20 protein-coding genes and 1 tRNA gene are annotated in these 23,462 nt (G+C 32.6%); 11 read left to right on the top strand and 10 right to left on the bottom strand.

What is annotated here, in order from left to right:
- Positions 1-98: 98 nt before the first annotated feature.
- From ACM55K_RS14235 to ACM55K_RS14220, 4 genes are all read right to left on the bottom strand, one after another.
- The gene (locus ACM55K_RS14235) at positions 99-893 is read right to left on the bottom strand and encodes a 3-keto-disaccharide hydrolase (RefSeq protein WP_416850939.1); all 795 of its coding nucleotides are present in this window, start codon (positions 891-893) and stop codon (positions 99-101) included.
- A 141-nt stretch (positions 894-1,034) separates the two neighbouring features.
- Positions 1,035-1,574, bottom strand: a complete 540-nt coding sequence (locus ACM55K_RS14230; RefSeq protein ID WP_416850938.1) for a GNAT family N-acetyltransferase — start codon at positions 1,572-1,574, stop codon at positions 1,035-1,037.
- Between the two features lie 33 nt (positions 1,575-1,607).
- Positions 1,608-1,775: a hypothetical protein gene (locus tag ACM55K_RS14225; RefSeq protein WP_416850937.1), complete on the bottom strand. Its 168-nt coding sequence runs from the start codon at positions 1,773-1,775 to the stop codon at positions 1,608-1,610.
- Between the two features lie 125 nt (positions 1,776-1,900).
- Positions 1,901-2,392, bottom strand: a complete 492-nt coding sequence (locus tag ACM55K_RS14220; RefSeq protein ID WP_416850936.1) for a DinB family protein — start codon at positions 2,390-2,392, stop codon at positions 1,901-1,903.
- A 729-nt stretch (positions 2,393-3,121) separates the two neighbouring features.
- Here ACM55K_RS14220 and porX point away from each other — a divergent pair.
- The 5 genes from porX (at position 3,122) to ACM55K_RS14195 (ending at position 7,354) form a co-directional block, all read left to right on the top strand.
- Complete coding sequence (porX, locus tag ACM55K_RS14215; protein WP_416850935.1) at positions 3,122-4,675, top strand: T9SS response regulator signal transducer PorX; 1,554 nt, start codon at positions 3,122-3,124, stop codon at positions 4,673-4,675.
- Between the two features lie 82 nt (positions 4,676-4,757).
- Complete coding sequence (tsaE, locus tag ACM55K_RS14210; protein ID WP_416850934.1) at positions 4,758-5,165, top strand: tRNA (adenosine(37)-N6)-threonylcarbamoyltransferase complex ATPase subunit type 1 TsaE; 408 nt, start codon at positions 4,758-4,760, stop codon at positions 5,163-5,165.
- Between the two features lie 11 nt (positions 5,166-5,176).
- Positions 5,177-5,650, top strand: coding sequence for a GNAT family N-acetyltransferase (locus ACM55K_RS14205; RefSeq protein ID WP_416850933.1), 474 nt, complete (start codon positions 5,177-5,179; stop codon positions 5,648-5,650).
- A 93-nt stretch (positions 5,651-5,743) separates the two neighbouring features.
- A complete protein-coding gene (locus ACM55K_RS14200) occupies positions 5,744-6,943 on the top strand; it encodes an alanine dehydrogenase (RefSeq protein WP_416850932.1) in 1,200 nt (399 codons plus the stop codon).
- A gap of 36 nt (positions 6,944-6,979) precedes the next feature.
- Complete coding sequence (locus ACM55K_RS14195) at positions 6,980-7,354, top strand: DUF4258 domain-containing protein (protein ID WP_416850931.1); 375 nt, start codon at positions 6,980-6,982, stop codon at positions 7,352-7,354.
- Between the two features lie 203 nt (positions 7,355-7,557).
- Here ACM55K_RS14195 and ung read toward each other — a convergent pair whose 3' ends face one another.
- Positions 7,558-8,238: a uracil-DNA glycosylase gene (gene ung / locus ACM55K_RS14190; RefSeq protein ID WP_416850930.1), complete on the bottom strand. Its 681-nt coding sequence runs from the start codon at positions 8,236-8,238 to the stop codon at positions 7,558-7,560.
- A 112-nt stretch (positions 8,239-8,350) separates the two neighbouring features.
- Between ung and ACM55K_RS14185 the strand changes: the two genes are divergently transcribed.
- Positions 8,351-10,516, top strand: a complete 2,166-nt coding sequence (locus tag ACM55K_RS14185; RefSeq protein WP_416850929.1) for an endonuclease MutS2 — start codon at positions 8,351-8,353, stop codon at positions 10,514-10,516.
- A gap of 175 nt (positions 10,517-10,691) precedes the next feature.
- Here ACM55K_RS14185 and ACM55K_RS14180 read toward each other — a convergent pair whose 3' ends face one another.
- From ACM55K_RS14180 to ACM55K_RS14170, 3 genes are all read right to left on the bottom strand, one after another.
- Entirely contained in the window at positions 10,692-11,537 is an 846-nt protein-coding gene (locus ACM55K_RS14180; protein ID WP_416850928.1) for an EamA family transporter, read from the bottom strand.
- Between the two features lie 131 nt (positions 11,538-11,668).
- Entirely contained in the window at positions 11,669-11,809 is a 141-nt protein-coding gene (locus ACM55K_RS14175; protein WP_416851066.1) for an SsrA-binding protein, read from the bottom strand.
- 79 nt (positions 11,810-11,888) lie between these two features.
- Complete coding sequence (locus ACM55K_RS14170) at positions 11,889-12,104, bottom strand: tetratricopeptide repeat protein (RefSeq protein WP_416850927.1); 216 nt, start codon at positions 12,102-12,104, stop codon at positions 11,889-11,891.
- Between the two features lie 778 nt (positions 12,105-12,882).
- Between ACM55K_RS14170 and ACM55K_RS14165 the strand changes: the two genes are divergently transcribed.
- Entirely contained in the window at positions 12,883-14,331 is a 1,449-nt protein-coding gene (locus ACM55K_RS14165; RefSeq protein WP_416850926.1) for an FAD-dependent oxidoreductase, read from the top strand.
- Between the two features lie 297 nt (positions 14,332-14,628).
- On the opposite strand, the gene ACM55K_RS14160 is transcribed toward ACM55K_RS14165, so the two are convergent.
- Positions 14,629-14,703 (bottom strand) — tRNA-Val (locus ACM55K_RS14160).
- Between the two features lie 212 nt (positions 14,704-14,915).
- Here ACM55K_RS14160 and ACM55K_RS14155 point away from each other — a divergent pair.
- A complete protein-coding gene (locus ACM55K_RS14155; RefSeq protein WP_416850925.1) occupies positions 14,916-16,703 on the top strand; it encodes an ABC transporter ATP-binding protein in 1,788 nt (595 codons plus the stop codon).
- A 107-nt stretch (positions 16,704-16,810) separates the two neighbouring features.
- Here the strand turns inward: ACM55K_RS14155 and ACM55K_RS14150 are convergent, their stop codons facing one another.
- Positions 16,811-17,980 (bottom strand): proline dehydrogenase family protein, encoded by a 1,170-nt coding sequence (locus tag ACM55K_RS14150; RefSeq protein WP_416850924.1) that lies wholly within the window; start codon positions 17,978-17,980, stop codon positions 16,811-16,813.
- Between the two features lie 185 nt (positions 17,981-18,165).
- Between ACM55K_RS14150 and ACM55K_RS14145 the strand changes: the two genes are divergently transcribed.
- The 3 genes from ACM55K_RS14145 to ACM55K_RS14135 all read left to right on the top strand — a co-directional run bounded on the left by ACM55K_RS14145 (position 18,166) and on the right by ACM55K_RS14135 (position 23,450).
- Positions 18,166-20,484 (top strand): O-antigen ligase family protein, encoded by a 2,319-nt coding sequence (locus tag ACM55K_RS14145; RefSeq protein WP_416850923.1) that lies wholly within the window; start codon positions 18,166-18,168, stop codon positions 20,482-20,484.
- A gap of 209 nt (positions 20,485-20,693) precedes the next feature.
- The gene (gene aroB, locus ACM55K_RS14140) at positions 20,694-21,761 is read left to right on the top strand and encodes a 3-dehydroquinate synthase (protein ID WP_416850922.1); all 1,068 of its coding nucleotides are present in this window, start codon (positions 20,694-20,696) and stop codon (positions 21,759-21,761) included.
- A gap of 288 nt (positions 21,762-22,049) precedes the next feature.
- Positions 22,050-23,450: a type III PLP-dependent enzyme domain-containing protein gene (locus ACM55K_RS14135; protein WP_143388376.1), complete on the top strand. Its 1,401-nt coding sequence runs from the start codon at positions 22,050-22,052 to the stop codon at positions 23,448-23,450.
- Positions 23,451-23,462 lie beyond the last annotated feature (12 nt).

Below are 23,462 nucleotides of genomic sequence, written 5' to 3'. Positions count from 1 at the left end.
GAAACCGTTTGTTATGACGATTTTGAATCAAAAAAATAGACTTTCCTGTTTGCACTAATACTAAAAAAGGAGAGTTTTTAGCTCTCCTTTTTTAGTATTTAAAGTTTTCTAATCCAGATATTTCTGAATTGAGTTTTACAACCATGCTCTTGTAACGCGATCACATCATCACCATGTGGTGAAGGATAATTGTGTAAACCAATATAAAGTGTCAACCCACTAATAGTAGCATTATTTTGAACCAAAACTCCATTGTGCAATACTGTTATTCTTGCCGGAGCATCTAGTCTTCCATCAGCTTTAAAGCGCGGAGCAGTATAAACAACATCATACGTATTCCATTCTAAAGGCATTTTCATGGCATTCACTAAAGGCGGTACATCTTTATAAATACTTCCTGCTTGCCCATTGCTATAAGTTCTGTTGTTATACGAATCCAAAACTTGAAGTTCGTATCTGTTTTGTAAAAATATACCACTGTTTCCTCTCCATTGTCCTCCATCAACCACTGCATCGGGTGCGCTCCATTCGACATGCAATTGGCAATCTCCAAACTGCATTTTTGTCTGAATCGCTCCGGAACCATCCACAACTTCCATATATTCCTTATCCACTATTTTCCATGGAGCTGGCTTTGTAACATCTTTTTGGCTAACCCATTGATCTAAATTTTTCCCGTCAAATAAAACAATCGCATCGGAAGGTGCATCTCCTAGCTTTTTAGCAGGAGTGATTACTTTTACTTGCGGTTCCCATATTTCAGTCATCTCGGGTTTCATCGTCATTGGCGACACGGCTGGTGGCGTATTCACATAATCATGTTGTGCCATGGCAAGAGTCACTGAAAATAAGGTAATACTCAAAAAATAGTTTCTAATTTTTTCCGATTTCATAAATAATTTGGTTTGGTTTGATAAAAGTATAAATTTAGTATAAAATCGTTTTGTTTTACATTAGGAACAAAAAAAATGTTTGCAGCATTAGTTTCTTGTTTTTGGACGTAAATCTTAACGTTCTCACCAAAATGGAATTATTCAGTCAGTCGATAAAATGGCATATCCATAATTATCTGACCAGCCTGATTTTAATGGTAACAATTTTCGTGTATGTGCTTCTCGTATCATCCCCATTTTTTCCAAAACGTTTATGGAACCTATATTCCCAACGGCACAACCCGCTTCAATTCGATGAAGGTTAAGTGCATTAAATCCAAAATACAGTAGCTGTTTCAACGATTCTGTAGCGTAGCCTTTATTCCAATGATTTTTATGAAATTTAAACCAAACTTCGGCATTTTTATATTTCAACTTTCCCGAATTGATTCCAATTAATCCTATAATTTGGTTTCCAGTATTTAATTCCACCGCAAAAGTAAAATGGGTAGTAAGCGCTCTGTTGTTTTCAAAAATCCATTCTTCTAAAAGCACTTTAGTTTCATCAATATGTTGTGGAATTCCTAACGTATTGAATTCATCTATTTCTTCCATACAATGCAATTCATGAATATAATCTAAATCTGATGCTGCAATTGGTCTTAAATTTAATCGTTCTGTTTTCAGAATTATAGTATTCATTTTTTAAATTTTAATAATTACGAAAGAATGCAATCAGTACTCCTCCTCTTCATCTAGTTCTGATTCCTTTCTAATTGTAGTATCCGTATTAAAAAATTTAGTCACTTCTTTTTTATCGATTTGATTCTTTTTAATCAAGTATAGAATTAAAGCAATGGCGCCAACCAAAATTACAGCTATAATAACCCAATTTATTTCCATTTTTTTTTGTTTTTAGTAAAATTACAGAATATAATTAAATTATTGGAATATTGTAAAAAATTAAAGAAGAAACAGTCCTACTTATCGTTCCTTCGAAATAACCAAGGAATTGTTATTAGCATTAGCTATGCTTCATTATTTAATATGATTTTAAACTTTTCAATTTGTCTTCTATGGCGTAAAACATGTACGATTGCATGCTCCATTAATTGTTCAATGTCATAAAGTTGTTCCCAAGATGTAATTATTTTTTTAGTATTATCGCATTCTTCCAAATCATTATCGCTTATATTGGTGAATGTGTTAAACGTAAATTCAAGTAGCTTATCAAGATCTTTTATATATTGAATTATTGATGTACGTATAATTTTTTCAGGTCGTTCACTACATATGTCTCTTGAATTTTGAATGTAAATGCAATACGAATAACCGGAACTTATAACATGTGTAAGTATGGTTTGAATTGATTTGCAGTCCCAATTCGGAGTTTCTTTATCTATTACAAATACTAAGTTCTTTTTTGAGATATCTAGAATTATATCCTGTAATTCATTAATTGCTTTTTTGTATTCGGCAAGTAAAGTATGAACGGCATTTTGGTTCATTTTTTTATCCATTTGTAATATCATTAAAAGTTTAACAATTCTAACGTTTTAATCCGTTATTTCCAATCAACTCAAATTCCGTTTCCTTGGAAAGCTGAAAATTGTCTCAGCACAATTATTGCGAACAAAACCAATTGCCAATTTTTTCTCTTTCCAGCACACAAAACTAACTTTTGGTGTCGAAAATACTACTATGTAGATAAAAATTATCAAATACAGAATTATCTTCTTATTCTCAAATTTGATATAATCACTTTCAATATTTTATCTTTATAATTCATAATTTTATTTAGCTGATTATGACACCTTTTTTTTTAAAGGTACTGCTCTTTTTACCGTTTTTTCGGTAACTTGATTCGATAAACTATAGCATTTATATTTTAACGAATTTATAAAAAAGCAATCATAATACTCCAATACTTTTTTATTTTCTGAAAACTTTTATTATCTCAATTGTAATTATAAATCCAATCGTTCTGGCAGCTGCGTGAGGGATGGAAGCGGCATCCTTTCCTTTTTTCTTTAAAAAGGAAAGATACAGCGTACAGCCCGACCCAGGCGGAGTTTACGGAGGATGGGTCACGCCCAGAAACAATTTCAATGTAAAAAAACCTTATCTTTATATAGGAATACGAGGAACTATTGCGCGAAAAATTATCATAATATTAGCAACTATCCGTTGCAAAAAAGAGTAAATTGGCACTTTCAATTATTACTTTTGAACACTTGTTAATACGTCTTATGGATAAAATAAAAATACTTTGGGTAGATGATGAAATCGACCTTTTAAAGCCTCATATATTATTTCTGGAAAAGAAAAATTACGAAGTTACTACTTGTAATAACGGTCGTGATGCGGTTGATATTTTTGAGGAAAACAATTTTGACATTGTTTTTCTGGATGAAAATATGCCCGGAATGAGTGGTCTCGAAACGCTGTCTGAGATGAAAGAAAAAAAATCTTCGGTTCCCATGATTATGATTACCAAAAGTGAAGAGGAATACATCATGGAGGAAGCGATTGGCTCTAAAATTGCCGATTATTTAATCAAACCTGTGAATCCGAATCAGATTTTGTTGAGTTTAAAGAAAAACTTGGATCATTCCCGATTGATTTCGCAAAAAACAACGTTGGATTATCAGAAGGAATTTAGAAAAATCACCATGGAAATGGCGATGGTGAATTCCTATGAAGACTGGATTGAATTGTATAAAAAATTGATTTTTTGGGAACTGGAATTGGAGAACATCAACGATCAAAGCATGGTTGAAATTCTGGAATCCCAGAAAACGGAAGCCAATTCCCAATTCGGAAAATTTATTGAACGCAATTATGAAGATTGGTTTGCACCAAAAGCAGACAAACCGGTTCAATCACACACATTATTTAAAGAATTAGTGGTTCCTGAAATTGTAAAAAAAGACAAACCTATTTTGTTTGTCGTAATTGATAATTTACGTTACGATCAATGGAAAGCTTTTGAAAGTGTGGTGAGTAATTATTACAAGCTAGAAAAAGAAGTTCCCTATTACGCGATTTTGCCAACGGCCACACAATATGCGAGAAATGCTATTTTCTCGGGGTTGACGCCACTTGAAATGGAAAAACAGTTTCCCCAGTATTGGAAAAATGATCCCGAAGAAGGCGGAAAAAACCTGTACGAGGCGGAGTTTTTGTCGGCACAATTGAAACGTTTGGGATTGCATATTAAGGAAGATTATTTTAAAATCACCAATCTTGCGGGCGGTAAAAAGCTAGTTGAAGGTTTTAAATCACTAAAAAACAACGATTTGGTTACCGTGGTTTATAATTTTGTAGACATGCTTTCGCACGCTAAAACCGAAATGGATGTGGTAAAAGAACTTGCTTCCGACGATAAAGCATATCGCTCGCTGACGCTGAGTTGGTTTAAAAATTCTCCACTTTTGGAAATTATCCAACAGGCACAGAAAATGGGTTTCAAGTTGATTTTAACTACGGATCACGGAACCATAAACGTGAAAAATCCATCGAAAGTAGTGGGTGATAAAAATACAAGTTTGAATTTGCGTTACAAAACAGGACGCAGCTTAACCTACGAACACAAAGATGTTTATGCGGTGAAAGAACCAAAGAATATTGGTTTGCCAACGATAAATATGAGTAGTTCTTATATTTTTGCAAAAAATGATTTGTTTTTGGCGTATGTCAATAATTACAATCATTATGTAAGTTATTATAAAAACACGTATCAGCATGGTGGAATTTCATTGGAAGAAATGATTATTCCTTTTTTAGTTTTTAATCCGAAATAAAAAAGTGGTCAGTTTGTAGTGTTCAGTTTGCAGATAGCCGAGATAACTGAACACTAATCACTGAACACTGAATACTTAAATTATGAATGTTATTTTTTCTTTAGATCAACTTGAGGAAGTTGCACAAAAAATCATAGCCGAAAACCCAAAAAAAGTGATTCTTTTTCATGGAGAAATGGGTGTTGGCAAAACCACATTAATAAAACAATTGTGTAAAACTCTTGGAGTTTTAGGTGCTACAAGCAGTCCAACCTTTTCTTTAGTTAATGAATATCAAACTACTGCTAATCAAATCGTTTATCATTTTGATTTTTATAGATTGAATCATGAAGTTGAAGCCTTGGACATGGGCGTTGATGATTACTTGTATTCCGGTAATTGGTGTTTTATAGAATGGGCGGAAAAGATTCCGAATTTAATTCCTGAAACCCATTCTGTCATTACGATTGAACTACTTCCGGATGGAAAACGTTCCCTAGAATTAAAATAAAAACAATTACTATGAGTTTAGAAAATACAGTTGAAATTATTCCTTTTACTACAGCTTTAACTGAACCTATAAAAACCTTGAATATAGAATGGCTAAAGAAATATTTCAAGGTGGAACCCAAAGACGAAATAGTATTATCAAATCCCCAAGAAGAAATCATTGACAAAGGCGGAATGATTTTTTATGCAAAATACAATGACAAAATCATTGGCACGGTTTCCTTAATAAAAATCGATGAAACCACATTTGAATTGAGTAAAATGGCAGTTACTGATGAAATTCAAGGACTGGGAATAGGGAAAAAACTGATGGTCCATTGTATGGATATCGCTGAAAAGGAAGGCATTAAAAAGCTTATTTTATATTCGAACAGAAAATTACTGCCAGCAATCCATTTGTATGAAAAATTTGGTTTTGTAGAAATAGCTTTAGAAGACGGTGTTTACGAAAGAGCCGACATAAAAATGGAAAGAATCATCGGCTAATTTTTAATTTCAGCATCAATACATTTTCCAGTACTTCAATTGCCTTTTTCTAAAACTTTTTCCGTAAATTGTACCCTAAATTTTACAGCACTAATGCCAATAACGATAACACCATTTACTAAACAGCAGTTATTACCTCAAGAAGAAAAACTCGAGATACGAAGACGGAAAAGCGAACTTTTTATTGGAATTCCAAAAGAGACCAGTTATCAAGAACGCCGTATTTGTCTGACTCCTGATGCTGTAAATACACTGACCTATCATGGTCACCGGGTAATGATTGAAGCTGGTGCAGGTGAAAGTTCCAGTTATTCGGATAAAGAATATTTTGAAGCGGGAGCCGAAATAACTAATGATACCAAAAAGGTGTTTAGTTGTCCCATGATACTAAAAGTAGAGCCCGCTACCCTGGCCGAAATTGAAATGATGAATCGGGAAACGATTCTGATATCAGCAATTCAATTAAAAACCAGAAAAAAGGCCTATTTCGAGGCTTTAACTAAAAAGAAAATCACAGCACTTGCTTTTGAATACATAAAAGACGAAGACGGCACATACCCCGCAGTCAGATCATTGAGTGAAATTGCAGGAACTGCCTCCATTTTAATTGCTGCCGAATTAATGATTACCAATGAATTTGGAAAAGGATTATTATTCGGAAATATTACTGGCGTTCCTCCTACTGAAGTTGTAATTTTAGGTGCAGGAACCGTTGCTGAATTTGCAGCTAAAACCGCTATTGGTTTGGGGGCGAATGTGAAAGTATTTGATAATTCCATAACCAAATTACGCCGACTGCAAAATAATCTGAATCAACGCATATTTACTTCTACCATTCAGCCTAAATCTTTACTGAAAGCACTAAGACGTTGTGATGTCGCTATTGGCGCCATGAGAGGCATGGAACGTTGCCCGGTTGTAGTGACGGAAACTATGGTTGAATACATGAAAAAGGGGGCCGTTATCGTAGATGTAAGCATTGATACCGGTGGTTGTTTTGAGACTTCGGAAGTGACTTCACATGAAAAACCAACCTTTATCAAAAATAATGTTTTGCACTACTGTGTACCCAATATCCCTTCCCGTTATTCAAAAACGGCTTCATTATCCATTAGCAATATCATCACTCCTTATTTGTTACAAATTGCTGAAGATGGTGGAATTGAAAGCGCTTTACGATGCAATAAAGGATTGAAAAACGGAGTTTATCTCTATCATGGAATACTTACCAATAAAGCAATTGGCGATTGGTTTGATCTACCTATTAACGACATCAATTTAATTGTTTTTTAAGCAAACTTTCTTTTACCTTTGCCAAAAATTTAAAACATGAAATTCGTACATCGTTTTGCTTATTATCTTATTGGTTTAATATTAGGATTGTTTTTTGTAGCCGCTATTTTTAGTGGAAAAGATACCCGTTGCAATTATTTTCCAAATGCAAGAGTATTGAATGATTTAAGAAACAAACCTTTTGATTATTCTGAAAAAGCATCCCAAATATTAGCTGAAAAGTGGATTGATACCATTGATATAAAAAACACATTGCAATACGGTGATGTTGACTTTGATAAAAGCAATACCGAATTTGGTAAAAGTAAAGTATACGTGATTGAAGGCAAAACGTTGAAAGGTCAAGAAATTATCCTAAAAATAAAAAACGAAGAAGGCAAAGCTACTTTAGAAGAAATAATTAAGAAATAGACACTTTAATTATTGTTATCTAGAACTTAATTCTACAAACAATACGATTTCAATTTGGGCGTGACCCTACGTAAAAACTTCGGGTCGTGCTGTACGTTCCGCTTTTTTTTGAGAGGCTAAAACGTCTCTCAAAAAAAGAGCTCCACTGCCATCACTCACGCAAAGCAATGTAAAACGAGCGTTTATATCTTTAAACAAAAAAATTAATCTACTGAAATCCAGTTGATTGTTTCCATTCCATTTTGTTTCAAATAAGTATTTGTTTTACTGAAATGTTTGTTCCCAAACCACTTTCCCTGATTCGCACTCATTGGCGATGGATGCCCAGATTCTAATACCAAATGTTTGTTTCGGTCTATTTTAAGTCCTTTTTTATGGGCGAAATTACCCCAAAGCAAAAACACCACACGCTCTTTTTCTTCAGAAATTTTCTGGATTACCGCATCCGTAAAAACGTTCCATTTTAAATGCTTATGGCTATTTGGATTATCTTCTCTCACAGTTAGCGAAGCATTCAGAAGTAAAACACCCTGTTTCGCCCAAGCTTCCAGATTCCCGGAAGTGGGCATAAAAATAGTTCCTAAATCATCACTCATTTCGCGGAAAATATTGCGCAAAGAAGGCGGAATCCTAACTCCGTCATTTACCGAGAAACACAAACCATTGGCTTCGCCTTTTCCATGATATGGATCTTGACCAATAATAACCACTTTTACACCTTTGAAGCTGCAATAGTTAAAAGCAGCGAAAATCAATTCTTTTGGAGGATAGCAAGTATGAATTTTATATTCTTCGGCAACAGTTTCCATTAAATCCTGAAAATAAGGTTTCTGAATTTCGTCTGATAAAATGGATTGCCAAGAAGGATTGAGGTTGATTTGCATGTAAATTATTTTGCCGTAAAGTTCGCAAAGTTTTTCGCAAAGTCCGCTAAAAAATTAATGCATTTCATTTTGAATCTTTGTAACTTTGAAACTTTACAACTTAGATTATAAAATGATATCCATCACCGAAAAAACGTTACAAGATTTACAATTCCCAACCGTTCTCGATACTATTTCGAAGATTTGTAATACTGATATTGGAAAACAAAAAGCATTAGAAATCACTCCTTTCAAGGATAAGGAAACCTTGATGCAATCATTAATGCAAACATCTGAATATGTTTCCTCTTTTCAGAATAACAATGCGATTCCTAATCATGGTTTTGATGCCATAACACACGAAATTAAATTCTTGGCTATTGAAGATAGTTTTCTTGAAGTGGGCAGTTTTAGAAAAATTGCCACCATTTCATCAACTGCGAATTTCTTATTGAATTTCCTGAAAAAATTCGAAGATTATTATCCAAACTTAAACGCAAGAGCCTCACAAGTCGAATTTACCAAAGATATCATCACAATGGTTGATGAAGTAGTCGATAAATATGGTGAAATAAAAGACAATGCTTCACCGGATTTATTGGATCTTCGACGCAATATGAATTTGGTTCGTGGGAAAGTAAACCAAAGTTTTGGAACCGCGTTAACGCAATATAATGCCTTAGGTTATTTAGACGACATTAAAGAAAGTTTCGTTCAAAACAGACGTGTTTTAGCTGTTCTTGCCATGTATCGTCGTAAAGTGAAGGGGTCAATTCTGGGCAGTTCAAAAACGGGAAGCATTGCTTATATAGAACCTGAAGCCACACTCAAATATTCCCGTGAACTAAGCAATTTAGAATACGAGGAAAAAGAGGAAATTACCCGAATCCTAAAACAATTATCGAATAAAATTCGTCCTTTTTTACCGTTGCTAATTCAATATCAGGATTTCTTAAGTGATATTGACGTGATTGCCGCAAAAGCAAAATATGCCAATAAAATCAATGGAATTTTACCAACAATTACGGAAGATCGCCGACTCTATTTTAGAGATGCCTACCATCCTATTTTGTATTTGAATAACAAACAGAAAAATGAAATTACACATCCGCAGACCATTGAATTAAATCAGGAAAGCAGAATCATTGTTATTTCAGGTCCTAATGCCGGAGGGAAAACCATATCGTTAAAAACGGTTGGATTACTCCAATTGATGCTGCAATCCGGAATGTTGATTCCGGTACACGAACGCAGTGAAACGTTTTTGTTTGATCGCATATTAACAGATATCGGAGATAATCAATCTATTGAAAATCACCTAAGTACATACAGTTATCGATTAAAGAACATGAACTACTTTTTAAAGAAGTGCAATAAAAAAACAATGTTCCTGATTGATGAATTTGGTACCGGTTCTGATCCTGAATTAGGTGGTGCATTAGCCGAAATTTTCCTTGAAGAGTTTTATCATCGGGAAGCCTTTGGAATTATTACAACGCATTATTCGAATTTAAAAATTCTTGCTAATGAATTGCCTTATGCTACCAATGCGAACATGCTTTTTGATGAAAAAACATTAGAACCTTTATACAAGTTGGTTTTAGGACAAGCAGGAAGTTCTTTTACATTTGAAGTTGCTTTAAAAAACGGAATTCCATTTAGTTTAATAAATCGAGCGAAAAAGAAAATTGAAGTGGGGAAAGTGCGTTTTGATAAAACGATTGCTACACTTCAAAAAGAGCGTTCGAAAATGGAAAAAACCTCACAAACGCTCAAAGAAGAGGAAACAAAAGCGCGAGAAGAAGGCAAGAAAATGGAAAACATCAATGTAAAAATCAAACAAAAACTGGAAAGCTATCAGGAATTATATGACAGCAATCAGAAAACGATTTACATTGGTCAAAAAATTGAAGATATAGCCGAGAAATATTTTAATACCAAAAATAAAAAAGACCTAATTGGGGAGTTTTTAAAAATTATTGAAATTGAAAATTCAAAACGTAAAAAAGCCACACCTAAAGAGGCCAAAGCTATTATTGAGAAGAAAAAAGAAGTTATAGAAGAAATCACTGTTCATGTAGAAGAAATTCGCCAGGAAAAGAAAGAGAAGAAACTAAAACCCGTAGTTGTAAAACCAAAAGCCATTTTAAAAGTGGGTGATCGTGTCCGAATGCTCGACGGAAAATCAGTAGGTAGCATTGATAAGATTGAGAAGAACAAAGCAGTAGTGAATTATGGTGTGTTTACTTCGAAAGTAAGTTTAGAGGAATTGGAATTCGTAGAAGCGGGTAAGAAGTAAGCAATATATCATAGAGAAACGAAGCAATCACACTAATAAGGACACAAGTTGAGCAACTAAATGTGATTGCTTGTTCCTCACAATGACAAACACAAATAAAAACTATGAAACCTACGATCAAAAAAAGTTCTGAAATTTCAGGACTTTTTGTTATTTAAAAAATACAACAAACAATTTATCGTTTCGCCGTTAAAGTTGACCCAACAGAAGCAATTACTACACAAACGACAGCCATAATTTCGTAGAAACTTAGATTTTCCTGCAAAAAAATAAACGCACAAATAGAAGCTGCAGCAGGTTCTAAGCTCATTAAAATACTAAAAGTTCTAGGAGGAAGCTGACCTAAAGCTTTCATCTCGAGCGTAAACGGAATAGCACTTGATAAAAGAGCCAAAGCGATTCCTAAGCCCAAAAGCTTTGGAGTAAGATTTGCCAATCCGTTTTGGTAAAAACCAAAAGGCAGAATTAAAATAGCAGCGAATAACATTCCTGTGGCAACAGCCTGGCCACCGTTCATGATTTTAGAAACTTTTCCTCCTAAAACAATATAAGCTGCCCAAAGTGCACCCGCTAAAAGAGCAAATATTACGCCTAAAGAATCCATTCGATCATTTGTCCAGGGAGCGATTAAAACGATTCCTGCAGTCGCAAGTAAAACCCAGCAATAATCAATTAAACGTCTTGAACCAATTATAGCTACTGATAAAGGCCCCATGAATTCTAAAGTAACAGCTAATCCAATTGGAATTCGTTCTATAGCGAGATAAAAAATTAAATTCATAGCGCCCAAAGACAAACCATACGGAATAACTATTTTCCATTGTTTAGGTGTAATTTCTTTTAGATTTGGTCTATAAACTAATAGTAAAATTAAAGCCGAAATACCAATTCGGATCGATGCTGTTCCTGCGGCTCCAATTGTAGGAAATAGACTTTTGGCAATAGCTGCGCCTGATTGCACACTAATAATAGCTAAAAGGACTGCGGGAATAGGAGGTATATTAAATTCTTTATTTTTCATGGGAATTAGTGGAATGAGAAAGATAGAAATGTATTTTGAAATAAACATTTCTTATTTCTTCAGAAGAAGTGTTGTTGAAATTGCTTTCAATATTTATTTAAAAAAAGATAAAAAAATGCAGTATTTTAAAATTACCCCAAAGCACGAGTCGTTACAAAATAGCGATAACCAATAATAGCCATTTGCCATTTTTTTGCTTTCGAAATATCTAAGCCTTGTTTTGTAAAACTTGGTAAAGTAATTTTATTTATTTGGGCTAAAATTTTATGCATTGAAGGTTTGTTTTTTTCAAAGATATAAAAAAGACTTTGCGGTTTGGCAAAGTCTTTTGAGGCATTCATTTAAGATTTTTTAGTCAACATTTATCAATTTTTCCAGCATTTCTTTTACATTGTTATTCTCTGGCATCAGTTCTAAAGACTTTTTATAATTTTGCCTGGAAATTTCTAACTGATTATTATTAAAATAACCTTCGGCCAGACTATCAAAAACGTTTCCAGATTTTGGATTTTCTTTCGCATTTAATTCAAAAACTTTTATGACATTATTTAAACTATTACAATTCACTAAAGTATATCCTAAATATTTAATTTTACTTCAAAATTCTAATCAGGATATTGTTACTTTATGCATAAATAATTTTGCTCTGATTTCACAAAATATTCTTTCAAAAAAATAGCTATTATTTTTCCACTTTCTAACATAAAAGTGTCTTACACTTTCGTCGACAGCCCGCTCTCCAAAGAGTTTCTTATGAAAAGCTGCACAAATATCTCTGAATTTGCGCAATTCTTTTATGTTCTTGTAAATCTTAAATCTGATAAAAGTCTCCCGACTTTTACGAATTGTTCTAAAATCATTTTATTTGAAAGATAAAAAAATGATTTACATAGCTTGAGCTTCTTGCGGAGTTTCCTTTTTCCTCGGAAAAACAAGATTGAGGATGAATTTTTTTGTATAATTTTTGTTGTGGTTCTTTTTTGAGGATTGTAAAAAACGAGAATTAATTTTATTCCATAAAAAAAGCCTCAGATTTCTCTAAAGCTTTTTTTTGGTCCTTATGAACCATTTTTTTGCAGGATTTGAAGAAAGTTTCAATAAAATAGCTCTGAGAAATCCTTTCTATTTCAATTTGAAAAAAGTAGTTTTGTGCTGCTAATCTTTTGTCTTAAAGTTACGCAACTGACACAAGCGGCAAAAGGCTGAAAATATTAATTTCACACGTTAAATTACATAGAAGTATTGAAAGTCATAATTACTACTTTGCTATTAGGCACAGTATTAATTGTGTATAATAGTTTTTTCTTATAAAATAAGAGTCGAAATCAAGTTAAATAAAGAGGAAGTGGAAAATGAAGAAGTAAGCTGGACTATTTGTCAGGAATGTAAGGGACGCGGCAAAAAAAGTAGAGGACTCAGCAATAAAGTGAAACTCCACTACCAGATGGCATTAGATCAATTTGAAAAAACAAAAGACAAAGGGACGCCTCCAATTCGTCCTAAAGGACATCAACACTCCTGTTTGAACTGTTCCGGATCCGGACTGCTTCGTTCTGCCAGTCCTCCTGTAGCTGATAAAGAAAACTACCCACATGTTGCTATTATTGGTGGTGGTATAGGCGGAGTGGCTCTTGCTGTGGCTTGTTTGCACCGGGGAATACCTTTTACCCTTTATGAGCGCGACACTAACTTCGAAGCTCGATCTCAGGGCTACGGACTCACTCTGCAGCAAGCTAGTAAAGCGATTGAGGGATTGGGTATTTTCTCGTTAGAAGAAGGAGTGATTTCAACAAGACATTTGGTTCATACTACAGCCGGAAAAGTAATCGGTGAATGGGGCATCCGAAAGTGGATACCGTCAGATGCAAAAACATTTCAGAAACGTACCAATATTCATATCTCACGGCAATCTCTACGTTTAGCACTACTTAAGCAGCTAGGCGGACAGGATGCGGTACATTGGGGACACCAATTAGTAGATTTTAAAGAATCTGAGGGTGACGCTATTAATCTAAGATTTCAAGTGAACGGGGAAATGAAGAGCTACAAAGCCGATCTCGTGGTTGGAGCCGATGGTATTCGTAGTTCGGTGCGGAGGTTGCTGATTGGTGAAGATATTAGCCCATTACGTTACCTGGGGTGTATTGTGATATTGGGTATTTGCCCTTTAAGTGCTCTCGAAGGCATTACTAGTCCTTTGCTGGACTCGGCAACTGTATTTCAAACCGCCAATGGCAATGAACGGATGTACATGATGCCTTATACGTCAGACTCGGTGATGTGGCAACTTAGCTTCCCAATGCCGGAAGAAGAGGCTAAGGCGTTAAGTGCTCAAGGACCTCAAGCACTCAAGGAAGAAGCGTGTCTTAGAACTCAATGGCATAATCCCATTCCTCAGATTTTAGCGGCGACCCTGGAAGCGCAGATTTCTGGCTATCCCGTGTATGACCGAGAATTACTCAAGTCAGAATTGTTGGCGAAAGAAGGGAAAGTGACTCTGATCGGAGATGCGGCTCACCCAATGAGCCCATTCAAAGGACAGGGGGCGAATCAAGCGCTGCTGGATGCGCTCACGCTGGCTCGGGGAATCTCAAGAGGATGTAGAGCTGCATCTCAATGGAGAAAAGCTGGAGTGAGGGAAAGTGTATTAAATGAGTTTGAATCAGAAATGTTAGAACGCAGTGCTTCCAAAGTGAAAGATTCAGCAGAGGCCGCACAGTTCCTACATTCCGAAATTGTGCTTCATGAGGGTGATGAGCCGAGAGGACGGTGTTTAAAGAAAAAAGACACATAAACAAGGCGCTTAAACACAACTTAAATAGTTGATTGCGTTTATTGCCTCAACAATTTTAATATTGAGAAAGTAGAATACAATAAAAACGTATACTAAAAACGTGTATAATGCATAGTTGGGTGCAATACTGAAACTCGGAGGGTGAAGTAATATCCCATTATAGAAATACTTTAAGTTGTTAGAACCAATAATCCCAGCAAATTAAAAAGGTTGATAAATATTAAAATATTTTTCAAATAACTTTCGAACCAAAAAAACCTCCAAAATCAAATGACTTTGGAGGTTTGTAATTTTTAGTGGGCGATGAGGGGTTCGAACCCCCGACCCCCTCGGTGTAAACGAGGTGCTCTGAACCAGCTGAGCTAATCGCCCTAGTACAATTTAGATTTTTTCATTTCCTTATTGCGAGTGCAAATATACACCTAGAAATCGTATTTACAAGTGAAATATTAAAAAAATAAAATAAAAAACAACAATAATTCTCTTTCACTCTCTCTAATAGCACTTTAAATACAGGACGAAACCATACTATTTTTTTGTATTGAGTTGTTATAGTCTTACATTTGTGACATAAATTATAAATAATGGCAAGGTTTAAAGAAAATGATTTACCAAAATCAAAAATTACTGCAAGTTCACTCCAAAAAGCAACCGTAATATTCCAATATGCAGGAAACCATCGTTGGAAATTTTATGTAGGTTTAGTTTTTTTACTGCTAACAGGTGCAACCGCACTAGCTTTCCCTAAATTAATGGGAATGCTTATCGATTGTGTAAAAAACAAAGACAATTCTCAAGCCAATTTTATAGCCTTGGGATTAGTTGTTATTTTATTTTTTCAATCTATTTTCTCCTTTTTTAGATTGTCTTTATTTGTCAATTTTACGGAACATACGTTAGCCAACCTTAGATTAGCGTTGTATAGTAATTTGGTAAAGTTGCCCATGTCATTCTTTTCACAAAAGCGTGTTGGCGAATTAAACAGTAGAATCAGTTCTGATATAACCCAAATACAAGATACCTTAACATCCACTATAGCCGAATTCTTAAGACAATTCATTTTAATTATTGGCGGTGTTCTTTTATTGGCAAATGAAAGTATAAAATTAACTTTGTTGATGTTATCAGTAGTACCACTTGTGGCTGTTGCTGCTGTTGTTTTTGGACGATTTATCAGAAAATATTCGAAAAACGTTCAAGATAAAGTTGCCGAAAGTCAGGTTATTGTTGAAGAAACCATGCAAGGAATTAGTATTGTCAAGGCTTTCGCCAATGAGTGGTACGAAATTGCACGTTATAATGGTAAAATAAAAGAAGTCGTTAAAATAGCCATTAAAGGTGGAAAATACAGAGGATACTTTGCTTCATTTATTATTTTTTGTCTTTTTGGAGCTATTGTTGCTGTAGTTTGGTTTGGCGTTCGTTTGAGCATTAGCGGAGAAATGAGTGTAGGACAATTGATTTCGTTTGTATTGTATTCCACTTTCGTTGGCGCTTCTTTTGGAGGAATAGCCGAACTTTATGCCCAAATCCAAAAGGCAATTGGAGCAACTGAAAGAGTTTTTGAATTATTAGATGAAACTCCTGAAAAAATTAATTCAATTCAAAATGCATCCTCCGCACATAAAATAAAAGGAAATGTTACGTTCAAAAATGTAGCGTTCAGTTATCATTCGAGAAAAGAAATAAAAGTGTTGAAAGATGTCAGCTTCACCGCTAATTATGGCCAAAAAATAGCTATAGTGGGACCGAGTGGAACTGGAAAATCGACTATCGCTTCTTTATTGTTGCGCTTTTACAATATTGATAGCGGAGAAATTTTGGTTGACGGAAAAAATATTTACGATTATGATTTAGAAAATCTTCGCGGTAATATGAGTATTGTTCCTCAAGACGTGATTTTATTTGGTGGAACCATCAAAGAAAATATCGCTTACGGAAAACCAGATGCTACTGAGGAAGAAATTCTTCTGGCTGCAAAACAAGCCAATGCTTTAAATTTTATTGAAGGATTTCCTGAAAAATTTGAAACTGTTGTTGGAGAAAGAGGAATTAAACTTTCTGGAGGACAAAGACAGCGTATCGCAATTGCGAGAGCATTATTGAAAAACCCGAGTATTTTGATTCTGGATGAAGCAACCTCCTCATTAGACAGTGAAAGTGAAAAATTAGTTCAGGAAGCTTTAGAAATTTTGATGGAAGGAAGAACAAGTATCATTATTGCCCATCGTCTTTCTACTATACGAAGTGCAGATCAAATTTTGGTTCTTGATAATGGAAAAATTACTGAACAAGGGACACATCAGGAATTAATTACTTTAGAAAACGGAATGTATAAAAATTTAAGCAATTTGCAGTTTAGTAATTCTTAGTTCTTATTTAATGACATAAAAAAATCCATTTGCAAAAAAACAAATGGATTTTTTTATTAAAATTTTCATAGCTTTTAAACTAAAAACTGATCACTGAGAATTTTATTCTATTTCCTTTTTCTTCTATTGCGTTCCGCTTTTATCATTGATAATTCCCGACTCGTTTGCCCAGCAACTGAAGTATTTTCTTCGGCACGACGAATCAAGTACGGCATCACATCTTTAACTGGACCAAAAGGCAGGTATTTAGCAACATTATAACCATTAGCGGCTAAATTGTAACTTATATTATCACTCATTCCGTACAGTTGGCCAAACCAGATTCTGTCATCGTTTGATTTAATTCCTTTCTCCTGCATTAATTCCATTAAAGTATAGGTACTTTCCTCATTATGGGTTCCTGCAAAAATGGACATCGCATCTAAATGTTCAATCATGTAATGCACTGCTGCATCGTAATTTTCATCTGTAGCTTCTTTTGAAGCGCATATTGGTGAAAGATAGCTTTTCTCTTCAGCACGCGCAATTTCTTTTTCCATGTAGGCACCACGAACCAATTTCATTCCAATTAGAAATCCTTCTTTTTTGGCTTGCTCATGCAATTTTTTCAAATAATCCAAACGATCCCAACGATACATTTGCAGCGTATTGAAAACTATTGGTTTTTCCTTGTTATATTTGCGCATCATTTCGGTAACTAAATCATCGGCCGCATCTTGCATCCAACTTTCTTCACCATCAATAAGAAGCGCTACATTTTTAGAATGAGCCTCTTTGCAAACCAAATCAAAACGCTCCACTACTCTATTCCATTCAGCTTGTTCTTCGGTAGTTAACGTTTGTTTTTCTCCTAATTTTTCATACAATTCAAAACGCCCAAAACCCGTTGGTTTAAAAACTGCAAAAGGAATTGCTTTGCGTTCTTTGGCAAATTCAATTGTTTTTAAAGTCATTTCGAGTGCAGCATCAAACTGATCTTCCTCTTCTTTTCCTTCTACAGAATAATCTAACACAGATGAAACACCTTTGGTAAACATTTTATCAACTACAGAAAGACAGTCAACCTCATTTACTCCACCACAAAAATGATCAAAAACGGTGGCGCGAATTAAACCTTCAACAGGAAGATTTGCTTTCAATGCAAAATTAGTAACCGCAGTTCCTATTCGAACTAAAGGCTGATTATCAATCATTTTGAAAAGAAAATAAGCTCTATCGAGTTCGGTATCGCTTTTTAATGCAAATGCAACTTGTGTATTATTGAATATTTTTTTCATTTTTTGTGATATTTTTATACAAATATAGATAGAGTTGAAAAAATATTATAGAAAATCATATTTAAATAATGAAAAAACACTTTAAATTATTTTTAAAACTTATTCTAATTACGAACAGAATAATCAATTGATTTAATTAAATTTCAAAAGATTTTTTTTAAACATAATTTTTAATATAAACAGATATGAAAGCTAAAATAGATAATAATAAGTTTAATTCTCAAGATTATAAATTAGAAAATAATTATTTTGAGGTAATCACTTTATTTTTTATAATTGGTTTTTTAATTACTGATTTTTTGCCGCAATTTAGAAGTATTGAAATTATTGGGCCCCAATATTTATACTTATCAATACTAAATATTATAATCGGAATTTTTATATATTATAATCCGTCTATAATTCCTCAAAATTTAATTTCAATCTATAAAAAAAGTTATTTAATTAAAGCCTATATATTATTTCTTCTATTTTGTGGTCTCTCCTTATTTTCAGCTGTAAATCTCTCTTTGGGTATTGTAAGTATTACCAGACTTATTATAGTTTTTTTTACACTGGTTAACTTCTCCATTTTATTATATAATAGACTAAATTTAATTTACAAAATCATCTTTCTTATTGGCATTAGTGTTTTTACTCAATCATTTCTAGAACTTTCTAATTTTGTTCAATTTTCAAAAGTAGATTCGATTTTAAATGCTTTAAGTAATTTAAAAGGTAACACTGGAAATATCAATATATTTTCAGCTAGTTTAAGTATTAAAATCCCTTTCCTGCTGATAGGAATATTACATTTTACAAAATGGAAAAAATGGTTTTTAGTTTTAGCATTATTATTGGCTACAATTCTTATTTTTTTAACAGGATCTAGAGCTGCTTTTTTAAGTCTATTCTTTGAAACAATTATTTATATTCTATTATACTTAAAGTTAAATCCTTTAAAGCCAAAAAATATTTTAACTATTTCTTATATCATCATACCTATTATCATTTCATTTTTCATCGCAAATCTAATTTTTGAAAAAGGAAAAGGTACAGGTCGATATGAGTCTGTTTCAAGCAGAGTAAAACAAGTTGCTAATATAAAAGATGCTTCTATAAACACAAGATTACTTTATTGGAATAATGCTCTTAAAATGATTAAAAACAATCCTGTAATGGGTATAGGAATAGGGAATTGGCAAATAGAATCAATTCCTTATGAAAAAAAAATAGAAAATGATCATACTATTTCGGGACATACACATAATGATTTTCTTGAAATTACTGCAGAAACGGGTATCATAAATGGTCTCATTTATTTATCTATCTTTATTTTTGCCTTTTATCTAAATTTAAAAAGATTTTTTAAGTCAGAAAATAGTGAAGTTAGAATAATTGCGTTACTTTCAATTTTACTTTTATTATCTTATGGTATCGATGCCACCTTCAATTTTCCATTATACAGACCAACAATGCAGGTATGGTTTTCTTTTTTTCTTGCTTTGTCAATTATTAATACTTCAACATCTAAAGAATTTGAAATAAGTAATTTTTGGAATAAAGCCTCTATTTTTATAATAATTATTTCACTTTTTACTGTTTACTTTTCTTTTAAAACTTTTAAAGCAGATCAATTAGAAAATGATATTAAAGCTAATTTTTTAAAAAATGATTTTGACTTAAAAGCAGATGAAATTGTTTACAATTTGCCCAAATATCCTAATATTTTTAGTACCGGAGAACCTTTTGCTACCTATGTTGGAAAATATTATATTCAAGAGAAAAATTACAAACAGGCATTAAAATATTTAAATATTGGTTATAAAATAAATCCATATATTGGAAGAACAGAGTTTTATAAACATCAAATAGCAAAAGAAACTGGGAAAAATGATAGTGCCTATTTTTATGCAAAAAAGGCCTTAGATATTCGACCTCGCAATAAAGATTATTATATTGAGGCGATTAATTCAGCAATTATTTTAAAAGATACTACAGGAATAATTAGAATTCACAATATCTATACTCAATATAACGATTATCCAGAAGTTTGGATAAATACTTCAAGTGCATTAAATCAATCAGGATATAATCATAAAAAACTGATCTCTTTTATAAGTAATGGATTAAAAAAATTCCCTAACGACAGCCTTTTAATTGAAAGAAAAAAAATATTTGAAAAAGATATTTTTGAAAATCAAGCTATTCTATTTTTTAATAATTCAAATTATGAAAAAGCTTTGCAATCCTATAAAAAAGCATTGAATAAAGATCCGAATAATGTTTTTTTAATCCAAAATATAGGAATATGTTTTTATAACTTAAAACAATACTTGAATGCAATTTCTTACTTAAAACAAACATTAATTTCTCCAAATTTAAAAGATGGAAAATCCGAATATTTATTGGGTATGAGTTACTTTTTTATTAAAAACAAAGAAAATTGCTGTAAATATTTAAATTTAGCAAAAGACAAAAATTATGGTAATGCCCAAGAAATACTGAGACAAGAATGTCAATAATTATTTTATTAAAACCATCATCTAGACTATTTTTAATAAATTAGAATAAAAGCTAAATAAAGCTCAGAAAAGCTTTTTTAAAAAGACAACTTATGTTTTATTGAATATATTTTTTATTATTTGTGATATTTATGTCTAATTATTGAGCGATTTTTAAATATTATTTAGCAAAAATTACCTTATTTTGCGCTTTCAATTAATTAACAACAATGCAAACGATTCAAGCCAACAGTTATCCGATTTATTTCAACGAAAAAGGATATGAAGCATTAAACCTTCATTTAAAAGAGAACAAGTATTCTAACCTATTTATTATTGTAGACAGCAATACAAATGAGTTTTGTTTGCCAAAATTTCTACCTTTTTTAGAAACTGATCTTACTATTGAAATCATTGAATTTGAAGCAGGGGAACAAAACAAAAATATTGAAACCTGTGTTCAAATTTGGAATGTATTAACTGAGCTTGGTGCTGACAGAAAAAGCCTTGTTATTAATTTAGGTGGTGGTGTTGTTACTGATTTAGGTGGATTTGTTGCTTCAACATTCAAGAGAGGAGTTGATTTTATTCACATTCCTACTACTCTATTGTCTATGGTAGACGCTTCTGTGGGAGGAAAAAACGGTGTTGATTTAGGTAATTTAAAAAACCAAATCGGGGTTATCAATGTCCCAAAAATGGTTCTTATTGACACTCAATATCTTGATACATTACCGCAAAACGAAATGCGTTCCGGTCTTGCCGAAATGTTGAAACATGGTTTAATATATGACAAAGAATACTGGGAGCAATTTCTAGATTTGAAAGCCATTGATTTTGCTGATTTTGATGACTTAATATACCGTTCTGTAGAAATAAAGAATGAAATTGTTAAACAAGATCCAACTGAAAAAAACATCCGAAAAGCATTGAATTTTGGTCATACTCTTGGTCATGCTATTGAAAGCTATTTTCTGGAGAATGAAAACAAAACTACTTTATTACACGGCGAAGCGATTGCAGTTGGAATGATATTGGAAAGTTATATTTCATTACATAAAAATTTAATCAGTCAGGAAGAATATTTTCAAATAAAATCAAGTATTAAGACGATATACGATGACATTATTTTTGAAGAAAATGATATTAAACCTATTTTGGAATTGCTTATTCACGACAAAAAAAATGAATATGGCAACATCCAGTTTGCATTAATCGAAGGCATCGGAAACATAAAAATCAATCAATCGGTTGACAATGAATTAATTCTTAAAGCGTTTCTGGATTATAAATCTTAATTATTTTTTTATAAAAAGGATTGCATTACGTATATAATATTTTTTACATTTGCTGCAATGAAAAAAAGTCAAAACAAGAGAAATTATAGTTCTAAGAAAAACCGAAACAATATGTCTTTTTTAAGAATATTGAAACGTTTTTATTCCATCAAAGGAAACTTTAGTTTTGATATTTTTCAATATTTGAAAGCAGATAATGAAAAGCTTCAAATAATTTATGCAAATATCAGAGTTTGAATTTTAGATTAATTATTTTTTGCATACTTAATCTAAAATACTAAAAACTAAATGAATACAAAATATTCTGATTTAATAAATCAAACTTATTACTTTCCCCAAGAAGAGTTTACTTTAAACAAAGATAACCTTCAGTTTCACAATATTGATTTGATGAAACTGGTAGAGAAATATGGCACACCATTAAAATTTACTTATTTACCTCAAATTTCCAATAACATTAACAAAGCCAAAAGCTGGTTTCGTAAATCGATGGAAAAAAATAAATATGAGGCAAAATACTATTATTGCTATTGCACAAAAAGTTCTCATTTTGAATTTGTAATGAATGAAGCTTTTAAGAATAATATTCATATTGAAACTTCTTCTGCTTTTGACATTAATATTGTTGAAAATTTATTGGCAAATGGAAAAATCAATAAAAGTACCTATATCATTTGTAATGGTTTTAAAAGAGATCAATACATTGAGAACATAGCACGATTAGTAAATAACGGACATAAAAATGCTATTCCAATTATTGATAATTATGAAGAACTGGATTTACTTCAAGGTCAAATAAAGGGGAAATTCAAAATTGGAATTCGTATTGCTGCCGAGGAAGAACCGAAATTTGAGTTTTATACTTCAAGATTGGGAATTGGATACAAAAATATCGTTCCTTTTTATAAAAAAGAAATCAAAGAAAATAAGAAATTGGAACTTAAAATGTTGCACTTTTTTATCAATACAGGTATAAATGATAATGCATATTACTGGAATGAATTAGTAAAATGTATCAAAGTTTATGTTGCATTAAAAAAAGAATGCCCTACATTAGATGGATTAAATATTGGTGGTGGTTTTCCTATCAAAAATTCACTGGCATTTGAATACGATTACCAATATATGATTGATGAGATTATCAATCAGATAAAAATTGCCTGTGATGAAGCAGAAGTTGATGTTCCAAATATTTTTACAGAATTTGGTTCCTTTACGGTTGGAGAAAGTGGCGGCGCAATTTATCAGATTTTGTATCAAAAGCAACAAAATGATAGAGAAAAATGGAATATGATTGATTCCTCTTTTATCACAACTTTGCCAGATACATGGGCTATCAACAAACGTTTTATCATGTTAGCGGTCAATCGCTGGAATGAGACTTATGAAAGAGTTTTATTAGGTGGAATGACTTGTGATAGTGATGATTATTACAATTCAGAGCAAAATATGAATGCAATATATTTGCCAAAATACAACAAAGAAAAACCATTATATATTGGTTTTTTTAATACTGGAGCGTATCAGGAAACTATAGGTGGATATGGCGGTTTACACCACTGCTTAATTCCTCAACCCAAACACATACTGATAGATAGAGACGAAAACGGAATTTTGGCAACTGAGGTTTTCTCAGAACAACAAACCTCCGATGATGTTTTAAAAATATTAGGTTACGACAAAAAATAAATACTTAATTAT

It is taken from the genome of Flavobacterium arabinosi, from assembly GCF_048158725.1.
Taxonomy (GTDB): Bacteria; Bacteroidota; Bacteroidia; order Flavobacteriales; family Flavobacteriaceae; genus Flavobacterium; species Flavobacterium arabinosi.
The sequence above is the reverse complement of the archived record's forward strand: the minus strand, read 5'-3'. Positions and strand labels throughout refer to the sequence as shown.